The 24,828-nt window shown below is 32.6% G+C and carries 23 protein-coding genes; 14 read left to right on the top strand and 9 right to left on the bottom strand.

The genetic code is table 11. The features are described from left to right. Both H527_RS0109995 and H527_RS0109990 read right to left on the bottom strand, forming a co-directional pair. Complete coding sequence (locus H527_RS0109995) at positions 1-888, bottom strand: DnaJ C-terminal domain-containing protein (protein WP_027412587.1); 888 nt, start codon at positions 886-888, stop codon at positions 1-3. Positions 889-907: 19 nt separating this feature from the next. Further along, the gene (locus H527_RS0109990) at positions 908-1,318 is read right to left on the bottom strand and encodes a hypothetical protein (protein WP_027412586.1); all 411 of its coding nucleotides are present in this window, start codon (positions 1,316-1,318) and stop codon (positions 908-910) included. Between the two features lie 107 nt (positions 1,319-1,425). On the opposite strand from H527_RS0109990, the gene H527_RS0109985 reads away from it, so the two are divergent. The 4 genes from H527_RS0109985 (at position 1,426) to hemN (ending at position 6,096) form a co-directional block, all read left to right on the top strand. Continuing rightward, positions 1,426-2,658, top strand: a complete 1,233-nt coding sequence (locus H527_RS0109985; RefSeq protein WP_027412585.1) for a PAS domain-containing sensor histidine kinase — start codon at positions 1,426-1,428, stop codon at positions 2,656-2,658. After that, complete coding sequence (locus H527_RS0109980; protein WP_027412584.1) at positions 2,658-3,713, top strand: response regulator; 1,056 nt, start codon at positions 2,658-2,660, stop codon at positions 3,711-3,713. The genes H527_RS0109985 and H527_RS0109980 overlap by 1 nt, the downstream gene beginning before the upstream one ends. Before the next feature lie 84 nt (positions 3,714-3,797). After that, positions 3,798-4,634 (top strand): universal stress protein, encoded by an 837-nt coding sequence (locus H527_RS0109975; protein WP_027412583.1) that lies wholly within the window; start codon positions 3,798-3,800, stop codon positions 4,632-4,634. Between the two features lie 97 nt (positions 4,635-4,731). Beyond that, the gene (hemN, locus tag H527_RS0109970; protein ID WP_027412582.1) at positions 4,732-6,096 is read left to right on the top strand and encodes an oxygen-independent coproporphyrinogen III oxidase; all 1,365 of its coding nucleotides are present in this window, start codon (positions 4,732-4,734) and stop codon (positions 6,094-6,096) included. Positions 6,097-6,564: 468 nt separating this feature from the next. Here hemN and H527_RS0109965 read toward each other — a convergent pair whose 3' ends face one another. From H527_RS0109965 to H527_RS0109940, 6 genes are all read right to left on the bottom strand, one after another. Further along, positions 6,565-7,935 carry an MBL fold metallo-hydrolase RNA specificity domain-containing protein gene (locus H527_RS0109965; protein WP_027412581.1) on the bottom strand — a complete coding sequence of 457 codons (1,371 nt, stop codon included), beginning with the start codon at positions 7,933-7,935 and terminating at the stop codon, positions 6,565-6,567. Positions 7,936-7,946: 11 nt separating this feature from the next. After that, positions 7,947-8,783: a restriction endonuclease gene (locus H527_RS0109960; RefSeq protein WP_027412580.1), complete on the bottom strand. Its 837-nt coding sequence runs from the start codon at positions 8,781-8,783 to the stop codon at positions 7,947-7,949. A 183-nt stretch (positions 8,784-8,966) separates the two neighbouring features. After that, positions 8,967-9,818, bottom strand: a complete 852-nt coding sequence (locus tag H527_RS0109955) for a universal stress protein (RefSeq protein WP_027412579.1) — start codon at positions 9,816-9,818, stop codon at positions 8,967-8,969. Positions 9,819-9,892: 74 nt separating this feature from the next. Beyond that, complete coding sequence (locus H527_RS0109950; RefSeq protein WP_027412578.1) at positions 9,893-10,741, bottom strand: universal stress protein; 849 nt, start codon at positions 10,739-10,741, stop codon at positions 9,893-9,895. 75 nt (positions 10,742-10,816) lie between these two features. After that, the gene (locus tag H527_RS0109945; protein ID WP_027412577.1) at positions 10,817-11,674 is read right to left on the bottom strand and encodes a universal stress protein; all 858 of its coding nucleotides are present in this window, start codon (positions 11,672-11,674) and stop codon (positions 10,817-10,819) included. Positions 11,675-11,716: 42 nt separating this feature from the next. Further along, on the bottom strand, positions 11,717-12,565 hold the full coding sequence (locus H527_RS0109940) for a universal stress protein (RefSeq protein ID WP_027412576.1): 849 nt from the start codon (positions 12,563-12,565) through the stop codon (positions 11,717-11,719). Positions 12,566-12,701: 136 nt separating this feature from the next. On the opposite strand from H527_RS0109940, the gene H527_RS0109935 reads away from it, so the two are divergent. The 9 genes from H527_RS0109935 (at position 12,702) to dsrP (ending at position 23,939) form a co-directional block, all read left to right on the top strand. Beyond that, the gene (locus H527_RS0109935; protein ID WP_027412575.1) at positions 12,702-15,092 is read left to right on the top strand and encodes a heavy metal translocating P-type ATPase; all 2,391 of its coding nucleotides are present in this window, start codon (positions 12,702-12,704) and stop codon (positions 15,090-15,092) included. A gap of 2 nt (positions 15,093-15,094) precedes the next feature. Next, a complete protein-coding gene (gene pdxH / locus H527_RS21800; protein ID WP_051316713.1) occupies positions 15,095-15,706 on the top strand; it encodes a pyridoxamine 5'-phosphate oxidase in 612 nt (203 codons plus the stop codon). Between the two features lie 350 nt (positions 15,707-16,056). Continuing rightward, complete coding sequence (locus tag H527_RS0109925) at positions 16,057-17,319, top strand: alginate export family protein (RefSeq protein ID WP_035087793.1); 1,263 nt, start codon at positions 16,057-16,059, stop codon at positions 17,317-17,319. A gap of 12 nt (positions 17,320-17,331) precedes the next feature. Then, a complete protein-coding gene (locus tag H527_RS0109920; protein ID WP_027412573.1) occupies positions 17,332-17,571 on the top strand; it encodes a hypothetical protein in 240 nt (79 codons plus the stop codon). A 4-nt stretch (positions 17,572-17,575) separates the two neighbouring features. Further along, the gene (locus H527_RS0109915) at positions 17,576-19,900 is read left to right on the top strand and encodes a molybdopterin-dependent oxidoreductase (protein ID WP_027412572.1); all 2,325 of its coding nucleotides are present in this window, start codon (positions 17,576-17,578) and stop codon (positions 19,898-19,900) included. A 243-nt stretch (positions 19,901-20,143) separates the two neighbouring features. Continuing rightward, the gene (locus H527_RS0109910; protein ID WP_027412571.1) at positions 20,144-20,827 is read left to right on the top strand and encodes a nitrate reductase cytochrome c-type subunit; all 684 of its coding nucleotides are present in this window, start codon (positions 20,144-20,146) and stop codon (positions 20,825-20,827) included. A gap of 53 nt (positions 20,828-20,880) precedes the next feature. Continuing rightward, a complete protein-coding gene (locus H527_RS0109905; RefSeq protein ID WP_229809263.1) occupies positions 20,881-21,477 on the top strand; it encodes a cytochrome c family protein in 597 nt (198 codons plus the stop codon). Between the two features lie 11 nt (positions 21,478-21,488). Beyond that, entirely contained in the window at positions 21,489-22,607 is a 1,119-nt protein-coding gene (locus tag H527_RS0109900) for a 4Fe-4S dicluster domain-containing protein (protein WP_027412569.1), read from the top strand. A gap of 111 nt (positions 22,608-22,718) precedes the next feature. Continuing rightward, a complete protein-coding gene (dsrP, locus tag H527_RS0109895) occupies positions 22,719-23,939 on the top strand; it encodes a sulfate reduction electron transfer complex DsrMKJOP subunit DsrP (protein ID WP_027412568.1) in 1,221 nt (406 codons plus the stop codon). Positions 23,940-23,994: 55 nt separating this feature from the next. On the opposite strand, the gene H527_RS24685 is transcribed toward dsrP, so the two are convergent. Then, positions 23,995-24,129, bottom strand: coding sequence for a hypothetical protein (locus tag H527_RS24685; protein WP_262891727.1), 135 nt, complete (start codon positions 24,127-24,129; stop codon positions 23,995-23,997). 504 nt (positions 24,130-24,633) lie between these two features. On the opposite strand from H527_RS24685, the gene ccoS reads away from it, so the two are divergent. After that, positions 24,634-24,828: a cbb3-type cytochrome oxidase assembly protein CcoS gene (gene ccoS / locus H527_RS0109890; protein WP_027412567.1), complete on the top strand. Its 195-nt coding sequence runs from the start codon at positions 24,634-24,636 to the stop codon at positions 24,826-24,828.

The following is a 24,828-nucleotide window of genomic DNA, read 5'->3' as shown; positions in this document are numbered from 1 at the left end:
TTAAAGTTTAGATAGTTCTCTAAATAATTCTTTTTGTTTTGAAGAAAGATTTTTAGGAATTTCAATAGTATACGTAATGTAAAGATCTCCAAAAGCTCCTTCCTTTTTATATATAGGAAATCCTTTTCCTTTTAGTTTTACTTTAGTACCATTTTGGGTTTCTGGTTTTACGTTTAGTTTTACTTTTCCATCCAGAGTATCTATAGTAATTTCTCCTCCCAAAATTGCAGTATATATATCAATGTTTTTGTTTATATATAAATTGCTTTTATCTCTTTTAAAGGGAGTATTATTATCTATAATAAAGGTAAGGTATAAATCTCCATTTGGTCCGCCTCCTAATCCGGGACCTCCATGATTTTTTATTTTTATGGTTTGTCCGTTCTCCACTCCTGCAGGAATAGTAATTCTAATGTTCTTGTTATTGATAGTAAGAGTTTTTTTGCTTGTTGTGTACACATCTAGTAGGTTTAGATGTAACTCTGCATTATAATCTTCGCCTCTATATTTTACTTGATTACTTTTATAACTCCTGCCAGAGGAACCAAACATATTTTCGAAAAAGTCTGAGAAATCACTTTCTGAGAAATCCTTATGTTGTTGTTGGTCATTAGGTCTTTTATATTGTTGTTGTGATTGTTTCGCTTTCTCAAATTCTTCGGCATGTTTCCAGTCTTTTCCGTATTGATCGTATTTTTTTCGATTTTCGGGATTACTTAAAACCTCATTAGCCTCGTTAATATCTTTAAATTTTTGTTCTGCTGTTTTATCATTAGGATTAAGATCAGGATGATATTTTCGCGCTAATTTTCGATATGCTTTTTTGATATCCTCTGGCGAAGCCTTTTTAGAAATGTCTAATACTTTATAATAATCAATAAACTCCATAATACGTATGTAGAATTCACTACTGTTTTTCAAAAATTAGTTTTAATCGTCCTAACATCATTAATTCGGATTTATTTTTTCCCGAAAAAGAATCTGCAATGGTATTGACAGTATTCCAAATTAGATTCTTTAGGCTATCTGTAAAGCTGGATGTATTTTTTTTATAATATGCTTCAAATTCCTTAAAACATTCTTCCGCATTTAACTCTTCTTCATAGTCCAACCAATCAAAAACAATTTCTATTTGGTAGGAAGCATTTACACCAAAACCGTCTTCCATAGTCCCTGTTTTTAACCATTCTGATTTCACAATTTTTCGTAAAGAATCGTATTCAGATTTCCGAACTACTTTATCCGAAGCTGCAATTGCATAAAATAACTTGCCTAGATTTTGATAAAATTCTATTTCTATATTTTTTGAAGTGCTCATCGTGCAATAATTTATAGTTTATTTAGGATAAATTTAGGTAGCTATGCCGAGGTTTTTTATGATATTTATCAGTCGTGTTAACAAATCAAAATCCTTATTTTTGGACAATGAAAGTTTTCGAAAAAGAGAATAATATTTTCAAGTTACTTTCTGAGGCCATTTCAGAAGGTATTATTGTAGTAAATGAAGATCAGGTTGTAGTTGCTACCAATGGATCTGCCAACACTATTTTTGGATATGAAAAAGATGAATTAACAGGAAAACATTTAAATATTCTTATTCCTCAAAAGTACCATCACAAGCATGAAAGCCATTTTAAGGGGTTTGTAAACCATAGCGAAAAACGAAATATGGGAAAAGGTCGTGATCTTTTTGGAATTCGAAAAGATGGAACTGTTTTTCCTGTAGAAGCTGGTTTAAATCCATTTACAATTTATGGTCATAACTATGTAATGGCTTTGGTTATTGATATTACATTTCGTAAAGAGCAAGAAAAACAAATACAGGATTTAAATGCTAGACTAGAGCAAAAAATAGAGGATCGTACAAAAAAGTTGCACCATACCATACAAGAATTAAAAGAGGAAGTAAGCCTTCGTATGGAAGCAGAAGCGAGAACAAACGAATCTTTAAAAAAAGAAAGAGACCTTAGTGAGTTAAAAACAAAATTTTTATCTCTCGTTTCGCACGAGTTTAAAACCCCTTTAAGTGGTATTCTTACCTCTGCAACACTTGCAGGGAAATATACCCAAACAGAGCAACAAGAAAAGAGAGAGAAACACCTGGGGACCATCAAAAATAAAGTCAAATATTTGGATAATATTCTTAACGATTTTTTATCTATAGAGCGTTTAGAGACTGGTAAGGTAACTTATAAGTTTAGTCAATTTCCATTAAGTAAAGTCATTAACGAGGTAGTTTATGATGCTAATATGTTACTTAAAGATGGGCAGCGTATAAATTATCCTAAAAATATAGATGATTATGTAATAGAGTTTGATGAAAAGATTTTAGAACTTGTATTATCTAATCTAATTAATAATGCAATTAAGTATTCTGCAGAACATACTACTATAGATTTGCAGGTAGATTATAAAGATAGTATTCTTACTGTAAAGATCATCGACCAAGGCAGAGGGATTCCAGAAAAAGAACAACATTTTATCTTTAAAAGATATTTTAGAGCAGAAAACGCATTGTTAGACCAAGGTACAGGTATTGGCTTAAACATAGTAAAAAGTCATTTGGAAAACCTTGGGGGGAGTATTACTTTTACAAGTAAAGAAAATAAAGGTTCTACCTTTATTGTTACAGTACCTATAACGAATACCCAAAAATAATGAAGACTATTCTTTTGATCGAAGATGATACAGCACTTAGAGAAAATACAGCAGAACTCTTAGAGCTTTCTAATTACAAGGTTATTACCTCACCAAATGGCAAATTAGGCATTTTTAAAGCAAAAGAAGAAAAACCAGATATCATTTTATGCGATATTATGATGCCCGAAATCGATGGGTATGGAGTATTAGAGGCATTATCGTGTGATATAAAGACCAATCATATTCCCTTTATATTTTTGTCTGCAAAAACAGAACATAAAGAAATTCGAAAAGGAATGGATTTGGGAGCAGATGATTATCTCACCAAACCTTTTGAAGAAGAAGAACTGTTAAGCGCTATAGAGAGTCGCCTTGCTAAAGCTACTATAATCTCAAGAATTGTTGAAAAAGAAACCTTTACAGAAAAAACGATAGAGGATAGTGGTATTCGAAGTATACATGAACTTAAGAATTTTTTTGATGATCATGGCGAAGTTTCTACATTTAAAAAAGGAGAGACAATTTATAAAGAAGGAGAACATTCTAACTGTATATATCTTATCCTAAAAGGAGTAGTTAAAAGCCATAAAATGGATGAAAGCGGTAAAGAATTAATTACCGCATTGTATAAAGCAGATGATTTTGTAGGGTTTACCTCTTTTATAGATAATACTCCGTATTTAGAGTCGGCTACCGCTGTCGAAAATGCAGAGTTAGCAGGAATATCAAAAACAAACCTTAAAGATATATTAGAAAAAAGTAAAAATATATCTTTAGAATTAATGGAGTTACTTACTCATAATCTTTCTGAGATTAAAGAACAATTATTACAAATGGCATATAGTTCGGTACGTAAAAAGACAGCTCAAACCATAATTCAGTTTGCAGAAGTACTTAATAAAAAACCAGAAGATTGCATAAAAATATCCAGAAATGATCTTGCCAGCGTAGCAGGAATTGCTACCGAAAGTTTGATACGTACTTTATCCAGTTTTAAAAAAGATGGTCTGATAGATATAGAAGGACGTAATATAAAAATTTTAGACTTATCTGGTCTTCAGGTAGTAGAATAAAGACATAAAAATATCTAAACTGATTTTTATCATACTTTTCATGAATACATCCTGATACATTTGTTGTATTAGAAAGTATTAAAGATGAAAAACATCCTGATTCCTACAGATTTTTCTGAAAATTCATGGAATGCTATTATATATGCATTGTCCTTTTTTAAAAAGGCGCATTGTAATTTTTATTTTTTACATGTCTCTCCTTTCGAAGAAATGGTTGAAGACAACTCTTTTTATGAATCTGAAGAAATAATTATAAAAAATACAGCCAATAGTACTACTAAGCAAATGCAGATCTTGCTTAAAAAAATAGAAAAATTACCCCTTAATACAAAACATCGTTTTTTTACTACTAATGAGTATATGTTTTTTGTAGATGCAGTTAGAAAACAAGTAGAACAAAAGGCAATAGATTTTATTGTAATGGGAACCAAAGGAGCCTCAGGAATCCAAGGAAAAACTATAGGTAGTAATACTGGCGATGTAATCACTAAAGTAAAATGCCCAGTATTAGTTATTCCCGAAAAAGCAAGCTATAGAAAACCAAAAGAAATAGCATTTCCTACAGACTATAACATGCTTTATAAAAGTAGAGTTCTAAATACGATTACAGATATTCTAGACTCAAACAAAGCATCCTTACGAGTACTGCATATTGCAAAAAAAGAACAAGAATTAACTGGTTCGCAAAAAAAGAATAAAGATTTTCTAGATGATTCTCTAGGCAAAATAGAACATAGTTTTCATTTTCTTTCCAACCCAAATATAGAAGAGGCAGTACAGTGTTTTGTAGAAAGTAGAAATATCGAAGTGATCACTATGGTGGCCAAAAATCTCAATTTTTTTCAGCGTATTTTATTTCATCCTATTGTAGAAAAAATAAGTTATCATACCGATATTCCTTTTCTAGTATTGCATGAGTGATATTACTGTATGAGTTTGAGTTAAGATATAGAAAAATTTAACCTTATCTATTAATTGCAGGTTTGGTAATAATGAATAGTTCAAAAAACCATTAAAAATGTACGACAATTTAATCGATAAATATAATATTCCAGGACCACGATATACAAGTTATCCTACAGTACCTTATTGGGATATAAACACATTTTCTTTAAAAAACTGGACAACCTCAGTAAAACGATCCTTTATACAAAGTAATGATGACGAAGGTATAAGCCTATATATTCATTTACCTTTTTGTGAGAGTATGTGTACTTTTTGCGGATGTAATAAACGTATTACAAAACGACATGAGGTAGAAACACCTTATATAAAAACACTCTTAAAAGAATGGCAATTATACCTTAATCTTTTTGAAACCAAGCCTAAGATAAAAGAGCTGCATCTAGGAGGAGGAACACCCACTTTTTTTTCTCCCAAAAATTTAGATTACCTAATTAATGGTATTTTTTTAGGAGTAGAACAAGCACAAGATTGTGAATTAAGTTTTGAGGGACATCCTAATAACACTACAAAAGAACATTTACAAGCTCTTTATAATGTAGGTTTTAGAAGAGTAAGTTTTGGAGTACAAGATTATGACCCTATTGTTCAAAAAGCAATTCATAGAATACAACCGTTCGAGAACGTAAAATATGTTACAAATACCGCACGAGAAATTGGATATACATCTGTTGGGCATGATATTATTTTTGGATTACCTTTTCAAACAGAAAAAGCAGTACGAGATACTATCGAAAAAACAAAAGAATTAAAACCAGATCGCCTGGCGTTTTATAGCTATGCACATGTACCATGGCAAAAAGGTAATGGGCAACGAGGTTTTTTAGATTCGGATTTGCCAACTGCAGAGCAGAAAAGAAAACAATATGAAATAGGAAAAAAACTATTATCAAAAGCAGGATATGTAGAAATTGGGATGGATCATTTTGCATTGCAAAACGATACCCTGTATCAATCTATGCAAAACCAAACCCTACATCGTAACTTTATGGGATATACAGCATCCAAAACACACATGATGATAGGGTTAGGAGTATCTGCAATTAGTGATAGCTGGTATGGTTTTGCTCAAAATGTTAAAAATATTGAAGAATACCAACACCTAGTACGAGAAGGTATTATACCTGTGTATAGAGGACATATACTGACTAAAGAAGATGAAATTATAAGGCAACATATTTTGAACTTAATGTGCCATTTTAAAACCGATTGGGAACAAGACGAATTATATTTTAAAGAATTACCAGAGGTATTACAAAATATTAAGGAGCTAGAAAAAGATGGGTTATTAATAATAAATGATAACTATATACAGGTTACAGAAAAAGGCCGTCCTTTTGTTCGAAATATTTGTATGGCTTTTGATTTAAGATTACAGCGTAATAAACCAGAAACAATGCTGTTTTCTATGACGATATAGAGCATTTAGTATGATATCGATAAAATAGAAACTTCTACACTAAATCTATATAAAACCCTTTTTTTAGCCTTTTTTCTCTATCAAAAAATTTAGATAACAAAAAAATACCCCCAAAAAGTGAAAATGATAATAGAAAAAAGGCAAGAGGGTATATAAAATCAACATAAAAACACCTCCTAAAGTGTGATGAGTCTCCAGTTAAACGGGATGACTTGCTGTATTTTACGACAGGATATCCAGTTCAACTGGAGTCGCCCCGTGTTTTACGGCACCACATCCAGTAGCACTGGAAAACGTCCCGTAAAACACGGGGCGTTTTCCAGTTTGGTATATTCATTCTAAATAATAATATTAAATATTTGAAAATCAGAAACTTAATTACAAATACTTTTGTTACTCCTACAGAGATCACTCAAAGAGATACAATAATGGGTAAAATAGATTAAAAACACCCCGAACTGAGATCAACTAAACTATGATCTCTACAATTTCGTGTAGCTTGGGGATATTAACTTCCCAGGAGTAGGTATCTTGTATTTTTACGCGCAATGCATCTGCTGCGGTTGCCTCGCCATGTATTAAGAATACTTTTTCGGGAATATTTTTAATAGTACCCATCCAATCTAATAGTTCTTGTTGATCTGCATGAGCAGACAGGCTTTCTATTTGATGTATTTTTGCTTTTACAGGATAATATTTTCCGAATAATTTTATTTCATGGGCTCCCTCTTGCAATTGCCTGCCTCTTGTTCCTTCTGCCTGATAACCTACCAGTAAAACAGATGTGTTTATAGTATCTATACATTGTTTTAAATACGTAAGAACTCTTCCTCCTGTAACCATACCACTGCCAGCAATAACAATTTTGGGATGTGGTTTATCTATTACCTCCCAAGTTTCTTTATAAGAAGTTACAATATTAATATGGTCACAGATGGCATAATATTCCTTTTGTGGTATTTTATGCCAATCCGAAAAACTCTCAAAAACAGAAAGCACATTGTTGCCCATAGGACTATCTACATAAACGGGTACATTAGGAATTTTATTTTTTTGATATAATTTCCACAATATATACATCAACGTCTGTAACCTTTCTACCGCAAACGAGGGGATAATTAATGTTCCTTTATTATATAAGGTTTCTTTGATTAGGGTAATCAATTTTTCTTCTACATCTTCTTCTGGATGTAATTTGTTACCATAGGTACTTTCTATAAAAAGAAAATCTGCCCAATCTGGTTTTTGAGGTGGATATAGAAGTACATCTTTTACTCTTCCTATATCTCCCGAGAATACTAAAATTTTTCCGTATACATTTAATTCAATAAAAGTAGCTCCTATAATATGGCCATTATATCTAAATCTAAATTGAATATCTTTGGTTAATGAAACCCAGCTATCTTTATCTTGGCTTTTAAAATATTGAAGCGTTTTTTCTACATCCTTTTTGGTATAAAAAGGTAGTGCTGGATGATGTTTAGAGTACCCTTCTTTATTAGCTCTTTCAGCCTCTTCTTCATGTATTTTCGCACTATCTTTAAGGATGATTTCAGTTATTGCCAATGTTGGAGCAGTCGCTATTATATCTCCAACAAACCCTTGTTTAACTAATCTTGGTAGGTAGCCAGTGTGATCTAAATGCCCATGTGTAAGGAGTATGCTATCAATTGCGCTAGCATCGATAGGCAAATCTTTCCAGTTTAACTCTCGCAGCTCTTTAACTCCCTGAAACATTCCACAATCGATTAGTATGTTTTTTTGTGGAGTTTCTATATAAAACTTGGATCCTGTTACGGTGCCTGCTGCGCCCAAAAAATGAATTTTAATTGTTGGCATATCTTTCTATTTTACACATTGCAAAGCATGCTTATTTCATTTAAAATTTTTTGTTTTCTTTGTTCTGAAACACCCAAATGATCCAGATAAAAAACGTCTCCCAGTAATTGCTTACAAAGCACAACATCTCTACTTAATAAAAAGTGTTTTTCTCGGTTGGTAAGAAGTGTAGAAACTGTTATTGGATAAAGTCTTAATCTATCGATCCTGTCTTTAAGACCGTTGTTTTTGGGATAATCCCAACTTAGTAAATACAACCCTATGCACGTACCGTATTGAATTGCATCTGTAGTAAAACGGGTATTGGTTACCACCCATCCTTCATTAGGTTCTTTTTCTTTATTGTTTTGATGCTGTTTTTTAATGTCCTGATATCGAGAATGAATATATAAAGGAACTTTTACATTGCAATTACGCCCTTCTTCGCTATGAAACTTACATTCTACAACCAGATAATCTCCATTTTTGCGAGCTATTACATCTACTTCATGAGAGACGCAATTCCCTTTTATAACTTGCCCTACTGTAACCTCATAACCCGAGTATTTTAATACTGCTGCTACAAAATGCTCAAAAGGAAAACCTGTTGGTCCAAGCTCATAAATTGCTTTTTTGAGTTTATATTTTGATGCAAATACGGATTTTTTCTTTTTAAGTAAAGCAAACGCCCGATTATAAATCTCTTTGGTAGAAATACCTTGATATAATTCGTCTCTAACGATATTCAAAATATACTCTATATCTTTAGTATCTGCTCCGCTACGTTGTAAAGATCCACGAAGTTTTTGAAGAGAAAATTTAACTTTTTCTCCTGTAGATTTTATAATCTCAAAATCCTGATTTTGCATGAAGTCTGTTTATAGTTCATAACCTAAGAATAAGCTCCTATAGGTATGTTTCTGAAAATATATTATGAATTTTTACAAGGGGAATTTCTGAAAAACAGAAAACAGCCTTAAAACTATTTTATACAGCATATCCAATAAGCAATCCTAACAGCGCATAGAACTACTTACTGCATATCTGTTCTCTTAGTTCGTTAAATCATGTAATGCTAATACGGGCACTTTGGATCGTTGCCCCAGACTTTTTGCCATTGGTTTTGAAAATATACTTTCTAAAAAACTATGTTTTCTATTTACAAAAGTAACCATGTCACTTTCTCTACTTTCTACAAAACTACTTACTCCTCCTTTTACATCTACATTATGAAGTGTATGAAAAGTATATTGTAAGTCCCCCAGAGATTCTTTTAATAGTTTTTTATTGTTTTCTTGTTCCTCATCTAAAGTGTCATCTTTGGCAACATAAAGAACTCGTATAGCAGCATTAGTCATTCTTGCTATTTCTATCAAATATTGAAGTTCCCTACGTTTAAAATAAGTTCTGTAATCGGTAGGAAACACGATTTCTTTAGGCTCGTTATAAGTTGCATCTTCTGGAATTGCCATTACGGGACAGTTTCTTACTTTTTCCATAATTAAGACAGTATTACTACCATAAATTAAATCATTGGTATTGGTAGTCCCCTTAGTTCCCATAATGATCATCTCGATGTCTTGTTTCTCAACAATGTCTTTTATTGCTTCTAGCATTCCATTAAACTCAGATACCATAAAAAACTTATGATTTGGGTTATCATCTCTAAAAGTTAGTCTTTCCATTATTTTACCTAACCCCATCTCTGATTTTTCTTTCGCTTCCTCATATAGCTTTTCTCCTGGCTCTGGAACCATCATACTTTCTATAGCGTAGCCTCTTGCATTAAATACATTAAGTACATAAAAATCACAGGTTTCATTTTTGTATAATTCTATTGCATATGTTATAGCATTCCACGCGTTTCTAGAAAAATCTGTGGGTAATAAAATCTTTTTTTTCATCACTTAAGTCTTTACAATTTTACAATTAATAGTATAAATATATAGGAACAACCCTCCTAAAACTATGATAATTATCAGCTCACCTCAGGAATAACCAAAAATGGAACAGTAGCTCTAAAACCTATTTTCTTGATTACTGGTTCGTGTGTAATACTCTCAATAAAACCATGTTTATACTGTGACATACATAACATATCTATATCCATTTGCTCTATAAATTCCTGTATGTGTTTTTCTTTTTTAGTAAATCCAGAAATCCAATGCAAACAATAATTAAAGTCGGTCAATTTTTCTTTAAGATTGTTAAGGTTATGTTCTTGTATTTCATTTAATTTTTCTTCTTCATGAATATGGATTATCCTTATATTACAAGCAAATGCAGTAACTATATCCAAAAGAGGTTTTAAGGATTCTGTAGTATAAAAACATTTAAAATCTGTTGCAAAAGCAATTTCGTTAAGTGTTTTAAAACCCATCTGATCTGGTACTGCCAAAATGGAACAGTTTTTTATTTTTTGAATAACCTTTACGGTATTGCTTCCCATAAAAATTTCTTTAACTCCGCTAGCACCTTTAGTCCCCATTACTACAAGATCTATTTGTAAACTATTAATGGTTTTATCAATAGTTTCTATAAGTTCTTTAGAAATTGATATGATTTCAAAAGAATGTTGCGAGTCTTTAGCGTCTCTGGTTATAGAGTGCATTGTTTTGGTAAGTTTTTCTTGAGAATCGGCACTTAATTCGCGATATATTTTATCTCCTTTACTAGTATTAAGCCTACTGGTTAGAACAGAGGTTTCTACCTTAAAAGTATTCAAAATATAGAATTTACAGGGTTGATTTTGAAACAATTGTGTTGCATAAAAAAGTGCACAATAGGCATTTGTAGAAAAATCTGTAGGAACAAGTATTCTTTTCATTGTTTTTGGTTTTAATACATTAAGCCATAAAACTATCCCCAAAATATCAAGGATACTATGATAATCCTCATGTTTCTATTCGTGTACTGTAGTAGTATCTTCTGGAATCACTAAAAACGGAATATTGGTATGATAAGCTACCTTATTAATCACTGGTGTAAATAATAGGTTTTCAAAAAAAGAATGTTTGTTATGTATCATAACCAATAAATTAATCTTATGTTGTTTTTGAAAATCTTCTACTGCCTCTAATACATCCATTCCTTCTGCTATATGAAAAACATGAGCATTATCTTTAAAATACATATCTAAATTACTCTTTGTTCTTTGTTGGTTGGCATCTAGAGCTACTCCGTAATATGCATTTAAAATATGTAGTTTGCTTATATGTTTGTCACATATCGTCTTTACTAAAGGTAAGTACTTGTTTTTCGGATTAAGATTATAATCTGTAGGAAATAAAACATCTTTGGGTTTTTCAAATTCAAAATTAGCAGGAACTGCAATAACTGGGCAGTTTACCTTTTTAATAGTATACATAGTGTGCGTTCCTATAAAAACTTCTTTAGCTCCAGTAGCCCCTTTAGTTCCCATAATTATAAGATCTATATCATATTTTTCTACTACTTCTTTTATCTCTCCAATCAAGGTGTTAAATGCAGATAATCGTACAAAACTATGTTTGGGGTTTTTAAATTTTTCTTTTACTTTTTCTTCTGTTCGTTCTATATCCCGATTCGAATTTATCATGGCTATATCCTCCATACCATAAGGCGTTGGATTTTCGATAAGATATCCTGTATGATACGAGACGGGTGTAAATGTATTCAGCAAATAAAAAGTAACTATATCTTCTTTAAAAAAATGCATTGCATATTGTATTGCATTAAATGCATTATCAGAAAAATCGGTAGGCAATAATATATGTTTCATTGTACTTTAATTTTTAAGTATTCGAAAACTCTTTTTTTTTTTTTAAGATCGTTGTAAGTTCTGCATAGCCAAAAAAGGAATCTTAATATGAAGTCCTATTTTATCTATAGTAGATTGGTATAAAATACTTTCTAAATAAGAATGTCTGGAGTTTACCATGACTAAAAAACCTATCGATTTTTTTTCAATAAACTCATTAATTGCAGTGGTAAGATCTTCAGCATCTTCTATATGAAAATTTAACTCTACATCAGGTAATGATTTTTTTAAGAAGTCTTTATTATCTTCTTGTCTAATAGATAGGTTTTTGCTACTAGAAACATAAAGAAAATGAATAACAGATCTAAAGCTTTTAGTTAATGTGCTCAGCAATTTTAATTCTCTTCGTTTAAAAGGTAATAAATAGTTGGTAGGAAACAAAACTCTTTCGGGGCGATTATAAGTGCAATCACTTGGGATAGCTAGCAAAGGGCATTTTACATACTTTAAAACCTGTAATGTATTGCTGCCAAAAGTAAGTTTTCTATTATCCGTACTTCCTCTTGTTCCCATTACCAGAATATCTATATTTTCTTTATCTACCAAATCATTAACCTCGTCAATCAAGCTTCCGAATCTGGATACTATGGTATAGGTATGTCTAGGATTTGGGGATATCTTTTGTATAGTAGAACGTATTTTCTCTAGAGCAAGGTCCGAGTTTTTATGAGTTGTTTCTTTTAGCTCTTCAAAAATACTCCTAGAAACCAAAGTATTATGATCATATACCTCATCGGCATACGCATGTACAATAAATAAATCTGCATGTTCATATTTAAATAGCTCTGCGGCATATCGTAAGGCATTCATTGCATTCTCTGAAAAATCTGTAGGAATCACTATTTTTCTCATTATTCTCTTTTTTGGATACTACTCAAAAATAAAGAACCATAAAAGCAAAAACTATGACTTATATCAGTTGCCGAAGTATGATATTTATCATAGAATATCCAGTCCTGCTTTTTAAAATTTGTAGCAAATAAATTGTATGTCAGAGTCTACTTGTTATCACTGTGGGAATGATTGTAATAAAACAGTAATCCAGTTTGATCAAAAAATATTCTGCTGTAATGGATGCAAAACTGTATATGATATTTTTTCGTCTAATGATTTATCCTGTTATTATGATCTGCAATCCTCTCCTGGGGCTATTCCTGAAGAGATTAAAGGAAAATACGAGTATCTCGATACTCCTGATATTACTAAAAAATTAATAGAGTTTGATGATGGTAATACACAAATCATCACATTATATATCCCGCATATACATTGTAGTTCTTGTATTTGGATTTTAGAAAACCTACATAAGTTACAACCAGCAATTACTGCTTCGCAAGTTAATTTTCCTAAAAAAAATATACGTATTACTTTTAATAGTAATCTTATATCCCTTAAAGAGTTAGTGATCTTACTAAATTCTATAGGTTACGAACCATATATTAGTCTGGATGATTATACAGCTGGTAAAAAACAAATTAACCGAAGTTTGATTTATAAACTCGGTATTTCAGGATTTGCATTTGGTAATGTAATGTTCTTATCCTTTCCAGAATATTTTGAAGTATCCGAGTACTGGCTAGAGCAATACAAACCTCTTTTTAGATGGTTAATGTTTGCTTTTTCATTGCCAGTGGTATTTTATGCTTCTTTAGACTATTTTATTTCTGCCTTTAAAGGATTACGATCCAAAATATTAAATATTGATGTTCCTATTGCACTAGGGATTTTGGTGCTTTTTGTAAGAAGTACTGCCGAAATCATTTTCGATTGGGGAACCGGTTTTTTTGACAGCCTTACCGGATTAGTATTCTTTCTTCTATTAGGAAAATTTTTTCAACAAAAAACCTATTCGTTTTTATCTTTTGAAAGGGATTATAAATCTTATTTTCCTATTGCAGTTACCAGAATTTCTACTGCAAAACAAAAAAACAAAAGAAAAGAAGAAAACATACAAGTATATGACATCAAAAAAGGAGATCGGTTATTAATACGAAACAATGAATTGATTCCTGTAGATGCTATCCTTATCGATGGTAATGCACAAATCGATTATAGTTTTGTAACTGGCGAGAGTGAATCGGTAACCAAACAATCTGGAGATACTCTTTTTGCAGGAGGCAAACAACTGTATGGAGCTATCGAAATTGAAGTATTAAAATCTGTGGAACAAAGTTATCTTACGCAATTATGGAGTAACGATGTGTTTAATCAAGATAAATCTGCTTCTTTTACCAATCTAACAGATAATGTTAGTAAATATTTCACTATCACCATTCTATGTATAGCAATACTTGCAACCACATTTTGGTTATTCACAGATTCTTCAAAAGCCGCTCAAGTATTTACCGCGGTACTTATTATTGCCTGTCCTTGTGCACTTGCTCTAGCAAGACCTTTTGCTCTGGGTAACATTCTTCGCATATTTGGGAAAACTAAATTCTATCTTAAAAATGCAGATGTTATAGAACAATTTGCTATGGCAGATACTATGATTTTTGATAAAACGGGGACTATTACCACTACTATTACCAATGATGTGAGCTACGAAGGAATGAAATTAACACCAGAGGAGGAATCTCTTCTTAAAAATACGTTACGTGCATCCAATCACCCTCTTAGTAGAACTCTGTATAACATACTAGATGAGCATGATATTTTAACATTAGATGAATATCAAGAATATGTAGGTAAAGGAATTGAAGGAAAACTACAAGAAACTTCTATAAAAATAGGGTCTGCAAGTTTTGCAGGAAACGACAAAGATTATGAAACCATAGATACATCTGTTTATATTAGTACAAATCAAGAATACAAAGGGCGCTACGTTTTTCATAATCAATATAGAAAAGGTGTTCAAAAAATATTTAAGCAATTATCCAAAGATCATAAACTTGCCATTTTATCAGGAGATAACGAAGGAGAAAAAAAACACTTAAAACAAATACTACCACAAAATACATCTTTACTTTTTAATCAAAAACCAGATGACAAGCTAAACTACATCTCTTCATTACAAAAAAACAATCAAAAAGTAGTGATGATTGGAGATGGATTAAATGATGCAGGAGCATTGGCACAAAGCAACGTTGGTATCGCAATTTCAGAAAATGTAAATGTGTTTTCTCCTGCTTGTGATGCCATTTTGGATGCTACAAAATTTAATATGATCCCTAAGTACCTACAAGTATCCAAGCAAGCAATAGCCATTATTAAATCAAGTTTTGTAGTGTCCTTTTTATATAACTGTATAGGATTATATTTTGCAGTTACTGGGCAACTCTCTCCTGTTATAGCCGCTATATTAATGCCCTTAAGCTCTATTACTATTGCCGCATACGTTACTATACTCACTAATTGGGCTGGTAAAAAAATAACATAAAAATGATACTAGATTCTTCTCAAGAGCATAACCCAATGCAACTTTTTCAACAATGGTTTTACGAAGTAGATAAAACATATCCTGAAATCGAAGTCAATGCAATGTTGTTTTCTACTATCGGCGTGGATGGTTTTCCTAAAAGCAGAATAGTACTATTAAAACGTTTTACCTGGGAAGGTTATATTTTTTTTACAAATTATAATAGCGAAAAAGGAAAAGCAATTGCACAAAACAATAAGGTTTCTATCTTATTTAACTGGGCTGTAGCCAAACGCGAAGTTTTAATCTCTGGAAAAGCAGAAAAGATTGCAAAAAATTTATCCGAAGGATATTTTGAGTCTCGCCCAGAAGGCAGCAAACTAAGTGCCTGGGCATCTAATCAAAGTGAAGTAGTCTCTTCGCGAAAAGTACTAGATGATCAATTAGAGCATTATGAAACCAAATTTAAAAACCAAAGTATTCCAAAACCCAGTAATTGGGGTGGATATCTAATTAGACCAGATAAAATAGAGTTTATAGAATATATTCCCTTAACAGGGCTTAAATGCACTATAACTTACGAACTTTCGTCGGATTATAATTGGAATATTAATATTCGATATAGCGTAAATTAACAATCTTTATCAAATCATTCATATCTGAATGAATCTCTATCTATAATATATAATCATTATTATGATATAACCTCGTTATAAAAAAGAAGATAAAAAACATTCTTATTTAGATCGAATCCTTATAAATGTTTTATGACAAATGTCATGTTTTATGTCTTCTTTAAGAAATAATTTTATACGTATATCAGAGTACTAAAAATAGGTTTTTCGTTCCTTTTAACAAAAGCACATGCTTTTTTCTAAACTGGATTGAAGAGTAATGATAACTGTTACATTTTATATCTTCATTTAAAATCGAATAAAAAAATATCAATAATATATATATAGTTTATCCATAATCAAATATTTACATGAAACTTATTAAAATTAGCATTCTTACTTTCTTTATATTATTTTTTACGAACATCCATGCTCAATTAAAAATTGACGCAGAAGTACGTCCTCGATTTGAGTATCGACATGGGTTTAAAACCCTTTTTCCAGACGACGCAGATCCAGCAGCATTTGTATCCCAACGTACAAGATTAAATGCTGGGTACACAATGGAGAAGTTAAACTTTTATGTAAGCATGCAAGACGTTAGAGTATGGGGGGATGTACCACAACTTAATACCACAGATAAAAATGGTTTTAGCGTTCATCAAGCTTGGGGGGAAATACTTTTCAACCCTGATATATCATTAAAATTAGGGCGTCAAGAAATTATGTATGACGACCATCGTATTTTTGGAAATGTAGGTTGGGCACAACAAGCCAGAAGCCACGATGCGGCACTTATAAAATACACGAAAGAAAGTTTTAAATTTGATCTCGGTTTTGCATTCAACCAAAATGAGGAAGCCCTAACAGGAACTACCTTAACAACACCTAATACGTATAAAAGTATTCAATATGTATGGCTACACAAAGACTGGAAAAATTTTTCAGGAAGTTTTCTTTTTCTAAATAATGGATTACAGTTTACAGATACCACTAATCCTGATAATGATGAAACCCGATATAGTCAAACTACAGGAGCACATTTAAAATATAAAAAAGAAAAATTTGACCTTATATCCAACCTCTTTTATCAATTTGGGAGTGATGTTAACAACAATGATTTGAGCGCATATTTACTAAGCTTAGAAACTAATTATAAAATATCTGAACAATGGAAAGCAACACTGGGAGGAGAATTACAAAGTGGTAATGATAATGGAGCACCTGCTAATGGAAACAATGATGCTTTTACACCTTTTTATGGTACTAACCACAAGTTTAATGGGTTAATGGATTATTTTTATGTAGGAAATCATGTTGGTAATTTAGGGCTTATAGATCTTTATATAAAAACTAATATCAAGTTTAATCCTAAATCTTCCCTAAATATAGCAGCTCATAATTTTATGGCAGCAGCAGATATGCCAAGGGATAACTCTAAACAATTAGGGACAGAGATAGATCTGGTGTATTCCTACAATTTGCAAAAAGACATAAATATCAAAGCTGGATATTCTCATCTATTTGCTTCAGATGGGATGGAAATATTGAAAAACAACTCCGACGGTAACACCAACAATTGGGGGTGGATTATGGTAACTATTAAACCAACACTATTTACAACCAATCCGTAAATCGAAAGTCATATGCCAATCAAAAGTTATTTAGCCCATCCACATAATGGTAAAAAAAATGAGCTTGTACAAGCATTATCTAGGATAGATCAATGTGAAGTGATGCCAGCTCAAAATAAAGATTTACTTATACTGATCACAGAAACAGAAAGCAATACAGAAGAAGAAATTCTGAAAGAAAAATTAGAAGCTCTAAAAAGCCTTAAACTGCTTGCTATGGTTTCTGGATTTAATACGCCACAAAAAAACTAGGATTATGTACACCTCTCTCACCAATAGAAGAAAATTCATAAAAAAAATGGCTATGCTATCTGCAATGACAGCAGCTGCAACTATGTTTCCTGGGATATTGTTTGCCGATGAACAAGAAAAAGGATTACCCGATGGAGATATAAACTGGACAAAAGCACCTTGTAGATTTTGTGGTGTAGGATGTGGTGTTTTAGTTGGAACAGAAAACGGAAAAGCGGTAGCAGTAAAAGGAGATCCTAAATCTACAGTTAACAAAGGACTACTTTGTGTAAAAGGATACCATCAAATCATGTGTTTGCAAGCAAAAGATAGATTAACACATGCTTTGGTTAAAAAAAATGGCACTTATGTGCAAACACCAATACAGGAAGCCTTAGATCTGGTAGCTAGCAAGATGAAAGAAACCATTGAAAAACATGGTAAAGATGCTGTAGCAATGTACACCTCTGGACAATCTACTATTCCAGAAGGGTATGTAGCCTCCAAATTCATGAAAGGAGCTATAGGAACCAATAACTTGGATTGTAATGCACGATTATGCATGGCAAGTGCAGTAACAGGGTTTTTAACATCATTTGGAGCAGATGAACCTATGGGATGCTATGAAGATATAGATCATGCAGATGTTTTTGTTCTTTGGGGTAACAACATGGCAGAAATGCACCCTGTGTTGTTTTCCAGAATGCTAGAACAAAAAAACAGAAGAGGAGCAAAAATTATTGACTTTGCAACAAGAACAACCCGTACTAGTATGGCTGCCGATAAGTCCATCCTTTTTAAACCACAAAGTGATTTGGCAGTAGCCAATGCTATATGTTATGAGATTATAAAAAATGGATGGGTAAATACATCTTTTGTAGAAAAGCATTGTAGCTTTAACAAAGGGCTTACCAATATGGGTTATGGTTTAGAAGACAATTACAAGTTTAAAGATAAACCCGAAAAAATTGATTTTAAGGCATATAAAAAATTCTTAGAAGACTACACCCCTGAAAAAGTAGAAAAAATATCAGGAGTGTCGGTTAAAGATATAAAATATATGGCCGCATATTTTGGAGATCCAAATAAAAAAGTAGTCTCCTATTGGTGTATGGGGATCAATCAACATACCCGGGGTACATGGATGAATAATTTGGTATATAACATTCATTTATTAACAGGTAAAATATCGCAACCCGGTAACGGACCATTTTCTTTAACAGGGCAACCTTCTGCATGTGGTACCGCACGAGAGGTGGGAACGTTTACTCACAAACTTCCAAAAGGAGTAGTAACCAATGAAAAGCATAGACGTTTAGCTGCCAAAATTTGGAAAGTTCCTTACGAGCGTATCCCATCAAAACCAACATACCACGCTACAGAAATGTTTAGAGCTGTAGATCGTGGAGAAATAAAATTTATTTGGACACAAGTAACCAATCCTTTAGTTTCTTTACCTAAAACAAGTCGATACCGACCAGGAATGGAAAAGGACTCTTGTTTTGTAGTCGTATCGGATGTGTTTCCTACCCCAACATCAGATGTTGCAGATGTAATATTACCAGCTTCTTGGCACATCGAAAAATCTGGTTTGTACGGAAACTCAGAACGCAGAACACAACATTGGGATAAAATGGTGGAAGGACCTGGAGAAACGACTCCAGATGCATGGATGACTATTGAAGTTGCTAAACGAATGGGATTTGGAGATTTATTTCCATATAGTGAAGAAAATCATGTAGAAGAAATCTATAATGAATATAGACAGTTCCATGAAGGAGATAAACATGGAATGGCACCATTAGAAGTCCTGAAATCTCAGCCTGGAGCCATTTGGCCTTATGTAAATGGAAAATCAACACAATGGCGATTTAATGCCAAATACGATCCAGCATGTTCTAATAATGAAGACTTTCATTTTTATGGAAAACCTGATGGAAGAGCAGTCATCTGGCAACGTCCTTATGAACCCGCACCAGAAGAGCCAGATAACGAATATCCGTTTTGGTTAAATACGGGTCGGGTTATAGAACATTGGCATACAGGCTCTATGACTCGCAGAATTCCTGTACTACATAAAGCCATGCCAAATGCCTATGTAGAGCTACATCCAAAAGATGCAGAACGCTTACAAATAAAAAATGGAGACAAAGTAAAACTAATCACACGTCGTGGTGAAATCATAATGCCTGCTTCTGTAAATCAGCGAGGTATACCAACACCATTGCAGGTTTTTGTACCCTTTTTTGATGAGAATATGCTTATTAATGATCTTACATTAGATTCTTTTTGCCCTATATCCAAAGAACCTGATTATAAAAAATGCGCAGTTAGAGTAGAAAAAGTATAGTGATAATTATAACAAACTAAGGTCTACTAATCCAGTGGTTAGTGATTATCTCGATAAAGCTGGACAAGTATTTGTTTGATAAAATATTTTTGATTTTGTAGCAAACATTAAAATATTAGAACCTCACTTAGTGAGTAAAATTTAAATCAATAACCTCGGAGCAAGCTCACGAGGGGTGCTTCCGAAAATATATTTTGTTTTCGAGGCAAACCTCTGAAAATTAAACTCCACAATGTGGATTAAATGAAAAGATTAGGTATCATATCACTATTTGTATTGTTGTTTATAGCATTTATAACTATTTGGAATTACAGCTATCAAACAGGATTGAAAGATGCATACATCCCATTAGAAAATGAGATTTCGTCTCCAAAAATCCCTTCAGAAGCAGGAGTTTTTCAGCGATCTGAATACGCATTCGATTATGTAAATATGCCCGTCGACGAAAAGCATCAAAGAACATTAGAAACATACTATGATAATAGAGCATATCATGGAGCTCCACCTAGTATACCTCATCCTGTTAAACAAGAAATGAGCATGGGAGGGAATACATGCTTGCAATGTCATCAAAATGGAGGATTTGTACAAAAATTTAATGCATACGCACCTGTAACGCCACATCCCGAAATGATAAATTGCAGGCAGTGTCATGTAACTCAAAATACCGAGACATTCTTTACTGAAACTAGTTTTGTAAAAGTTCACGCACCAACAGCAGGTATACATAATGCCTTACCAGGAAGCCCCCCAATGATCCCGCACTCTATACAAATGCGTGAAAATTGCTTGTCTTGTCATGCAGGGCCAGCTGCTCCCAAAGAAATTAGAGTTACGCATCCAGAACGTATCAATTGCAGACAATGTCATGTACCAAACGCTATTGAATACTCTGAAAAAAGTGTTTTTTCAAGAAACAATAATTAAGAATTATGACTAACTACTGTAGCACATATATACTAAGTTATTTACTTTTATTTATGATACTGTTTGTTTCCTGTAAACAAAATGAAGATAAATACCATAGCCTTACAGATAAAATTAAGGATAAAAGTAATCCCTATCATGGCACATCTATTCATTCTGAAAAATATTTGGAAGATATGGATCTTATAGAAATTACTGAAGGGGAACATACTTTTTTAATCCCTGAACGTAAAGGAAAAATAAAATCGTATGCCTGTATTGAGTGTCATTCTAAGCCATTAGATCAAATGCAAAATAGTGTAGATAGTAAAAAAGCACATTGGGATATCAAAGTAATGCATGCCAATAGCAATACCATGAACTGTACTACTTGTCATAACGGAAAGGATATGAATACACTTACTAGTCTAACTGGAAACAAAATAGATTTTAATAGAAGTTACCAGCTATGTAGTCAATGCCATACTAACCAATTTGAAGATTGGAAAGGAGGAGCACATGGAAAAAAAATTGCCGGCTGGGTACCACCAAGAGCATCAATGACTTGTGTAAACTGCCACAACCCACATAAACCAAGTTTTGAAAAAAGATGGCCTGCAAGATTTAATACCCAAACCGTAAAAGAGAGAAAAGAAGAATTAGAGCATTAATAATATAAGGTATGAGCGATAACAAAAAGTGGTTTTCATTAAACCTGAATAGTGCAAAAAAAGAATCTTCTGGTTCGTGTAGCTGTGGAAAAACATCTGGTGGATGTGGCTCACATGCTAAAAGCCAAATTAGTGATGAAGAATTTGATAATGCGGTAGATACTGCTATTGGAGATGAACGCAAAAGAGATGGTTTTGATCAAGTTTTTGATGTACAAATGGATCGTCGAACTGCATTTAGAAAATTAACAGCTAGCTTATTAATAGGCGCTGGAGCAGTAAGTACATCTTGCAGTATAACTACAGGAGAAGAGTCTAAAGAAAAAGCACAAATCGATTGGGAAGAGCAATTTAAAGGAAACTATAAATTGATGACCAATGATGAAAAAAAAGGAACTGTAGATAGATTGGTGCGCTCCTACCAGCTTCGTACTGGAAAAACAATAAGTATGACTTCTGAAAATGCCGAAGAAGATGTGCTTTTTGGATACGCATTTAATATCTCTAAATGTCAAGGGTATATGGATTGTGTGAGTGCCTGTGTTGAAGAAAATAATCAGGACCGAAACTCGCAAATGCAATATATCCGTATTCATGAAATGAAAGATGGAGAAGGTTTTAAGTTTGATGAAGCAGACGATAATTATTATCATGAAGTACCAGCTGAAGGACATTTTTATATGGGTACACAATGTTTTCATTGTGATAATCCACCTTGTGTAGAAGTATGCCCAGTTCAAGCTACTTGGCGAGAGGATGATGGTCTTGTTGTTATTGATTATGACTGGTGCGTAGGGTGTCGATATTGTATGGCTGCTTGCCCATATGATGGTAGACGTTTTAATTGGAGTACCCCAGAAGTTCCTGAAAAGGAAATTAACAAAAACCAGCACTATTTAGGAAACCGTATGCGCAAAAAAGGCGTAATGGAAAAATGTACTTTTTGTGTGCAACGATCTAGAAAAGGTCAAAATCCTGCTTGTGTAGACGCTTGTCCTACTGGTGCTCGAATTTTCGGAAATTTATTAGATCCAAATAGTACCATAAGATGGGTATTAGAAAATAAAAAAGTGTTTAGATTAAAAGAAGATCTGGGTACAGAGCCAAAGTTCTGGTACTTTATGGATTAATACTATATAATGCGTAAGGGATTGAAGCGGCATCCTTTTTTATTTCAAAAAAGATATAGTGTAAAGCCCGACCCGAAGTTATGAGGGGAACGCCATAATACAAATAGAATAATGAGACGATTTAAAGTTTTAAAAGGCTTAATAATAGACAGCCTGGATACTATAACACAAGGGTCTAAAAAATACCATATATGGATGGGTTTTTTAACTTTAGTGATGCTCATCGGGATGTATTGCTACTCTATACAGATAGAACATGGGTTAAGTGTTACGGGTATGAGCGACAGAGTAAGTTGGGGGTTGTATATATCTAATTTTACATTTTTGGTCGGGGTTGCTGCTGCTGCTGTTATGCTGGTTATGCCAACTTATGTGCTTAAAGATATTGATTTTAAACAAGCGGTACTTATAGGCGAAGGCTTGGCTGTAGCTGCACTAATTATGTGCTTAGCATTTGTTGTAGCAGATATGGGAGGGCCATCGGTTCTTTGGCACATGATACCTGGCATCGGAGTTTTTAATTTTCCGAATTCTATGTTAACCTGGGATGTGATTGTCCTTAATGGATATCTGTTTATTAATATTAGTATTCCTTTTTATATACTTTTTAGACGTTACCAAGGAAAAGTACCAAATCCTAAAATATATGTTCCTGGTGCCATATTATCTGTTTTTTGGGCAGTAGGTATACATTTAGTAACTGCATTTTTATACCAGGGATTACAAGCTCGTCCTTTTTGGAACAATGCTTTATTGGGGCCTCGATTTTTAGCATCTGCATTTGCTGCAGGACCTGCTTTGATTATATTAGTGTTAGCAATCATTCGAGGATTTACAGAGTTTAAAATTGAAGATAAAACGATTAAAAAAATTAGTATGATCGTTACAGTAGCAGCACAAATAAACTTAATCATGCTGGTTTCTGAATTATTTAAAGAATTTTATGCTCCTACACATCATAGTGAAAGTGCCTATTATTTATTTTTTGGTTTACATGGTAAGACTGCTTTATTACCTTGGATTTGGACTGCAATACCCTTAAATGTATTAGCAACGATAATGCTTACCTTTGGCAAACTAAGAAATAATTTGAAAGTATTATATTTTTGTTGCTTTATTCTTTTTGTTGCTATTTGGATAGAAAAAGGATTTGGCTTAATAGTACCTGGATTTATCCCTGGGCCTTATGGGAAAATTGTAGAGTATATGCCTACAGGAATAGAAATAGGAGTAACCATAGGTATTTGGGCATTAGGAGCTTTTATATTTACGATACTTGCTAAAACTGCGATCAAAATAGAAACTGGAAAATTACGTTTTAAAGCTAAATAAATGAAGCCGAATTCCACTATAGAATTCGGCCTCTTAGTATATTATAAAGTTTAAGTTAATACGCGTATGGCTTAATTTTTTTAAATAAAACATCCTCATTATCATAAAAATTAGTAGTACAATCCAAAAACATGTTTTGTTTTTGTGTTACGGTTTTTAATCGTTTTCTAATATTTTGTATAGTTTTCATTATGGTTAGCTTTTAAACCTCGGTACAGAGGTGGTTAATAAATAGGTGTTATCTATAACGCCTTTTTGAATTCCATGTATATCCATTAGGTGCATTTAATTTTCTAGTGATTCGGTTATTTTCTATAGTTCTCATAATTTCTAAATTTTATTTGTCTTTAAAGTTGTTATAATGCTTTGTATAATTAATTTATTTGTAACGTCTTTTGGAGTTCCATATATATCCTTTACTACCTGTTACTTTATTTGTGATTTGGTTACTGTCTAAAGTTCTCATATTTCTGTTGTTTAATTGTTTCTATACTTACTAGACGTGCTTTGTTTAATTATGTTACAGTACTATGCATTAAAAGGTACTATTTTAACATTTGTTAACATTGATTTATTCTAAATAACGTCAAAAAACCTTCATTTTTAGCTACAACTGATCATTATTAAGAAAACCTGATAAATGTCATTCTTTAAGAAAACATTCACACATACTTTTGAGGAATAAACGTAAACCATGGGTGTTATTTATATCCTTTTAACGATTAGTATAATCGTTGCCATAGTCTTTTTTATAAGTTTCATTATCTCGGTTAGAAATGGTCAATATGATGATGTATATACCCCATCTGTACGCATGCTATTTGATGACGAACTTATAAAAGAAACTAAAGAAAAATCTTCAGGATCCAATACAACTAAACAATCATAA

Source organism: Aquimarina muelleri DSM 19832, assembly GCF_000430665.1.
In the GTDB taxonomy this organism is placed as follows: Bacteria; Bacteroidota; Bacteroidia; order Flavobacteriales; family Flavobacteriaceae; genus Aquimarina; species Aquimarina muelleri.
The sequence above is the reverse complement of the archived record's forward strand: the minus strand, read 5'-3'. Positions and strand labels throughout refer to the sequence as shown.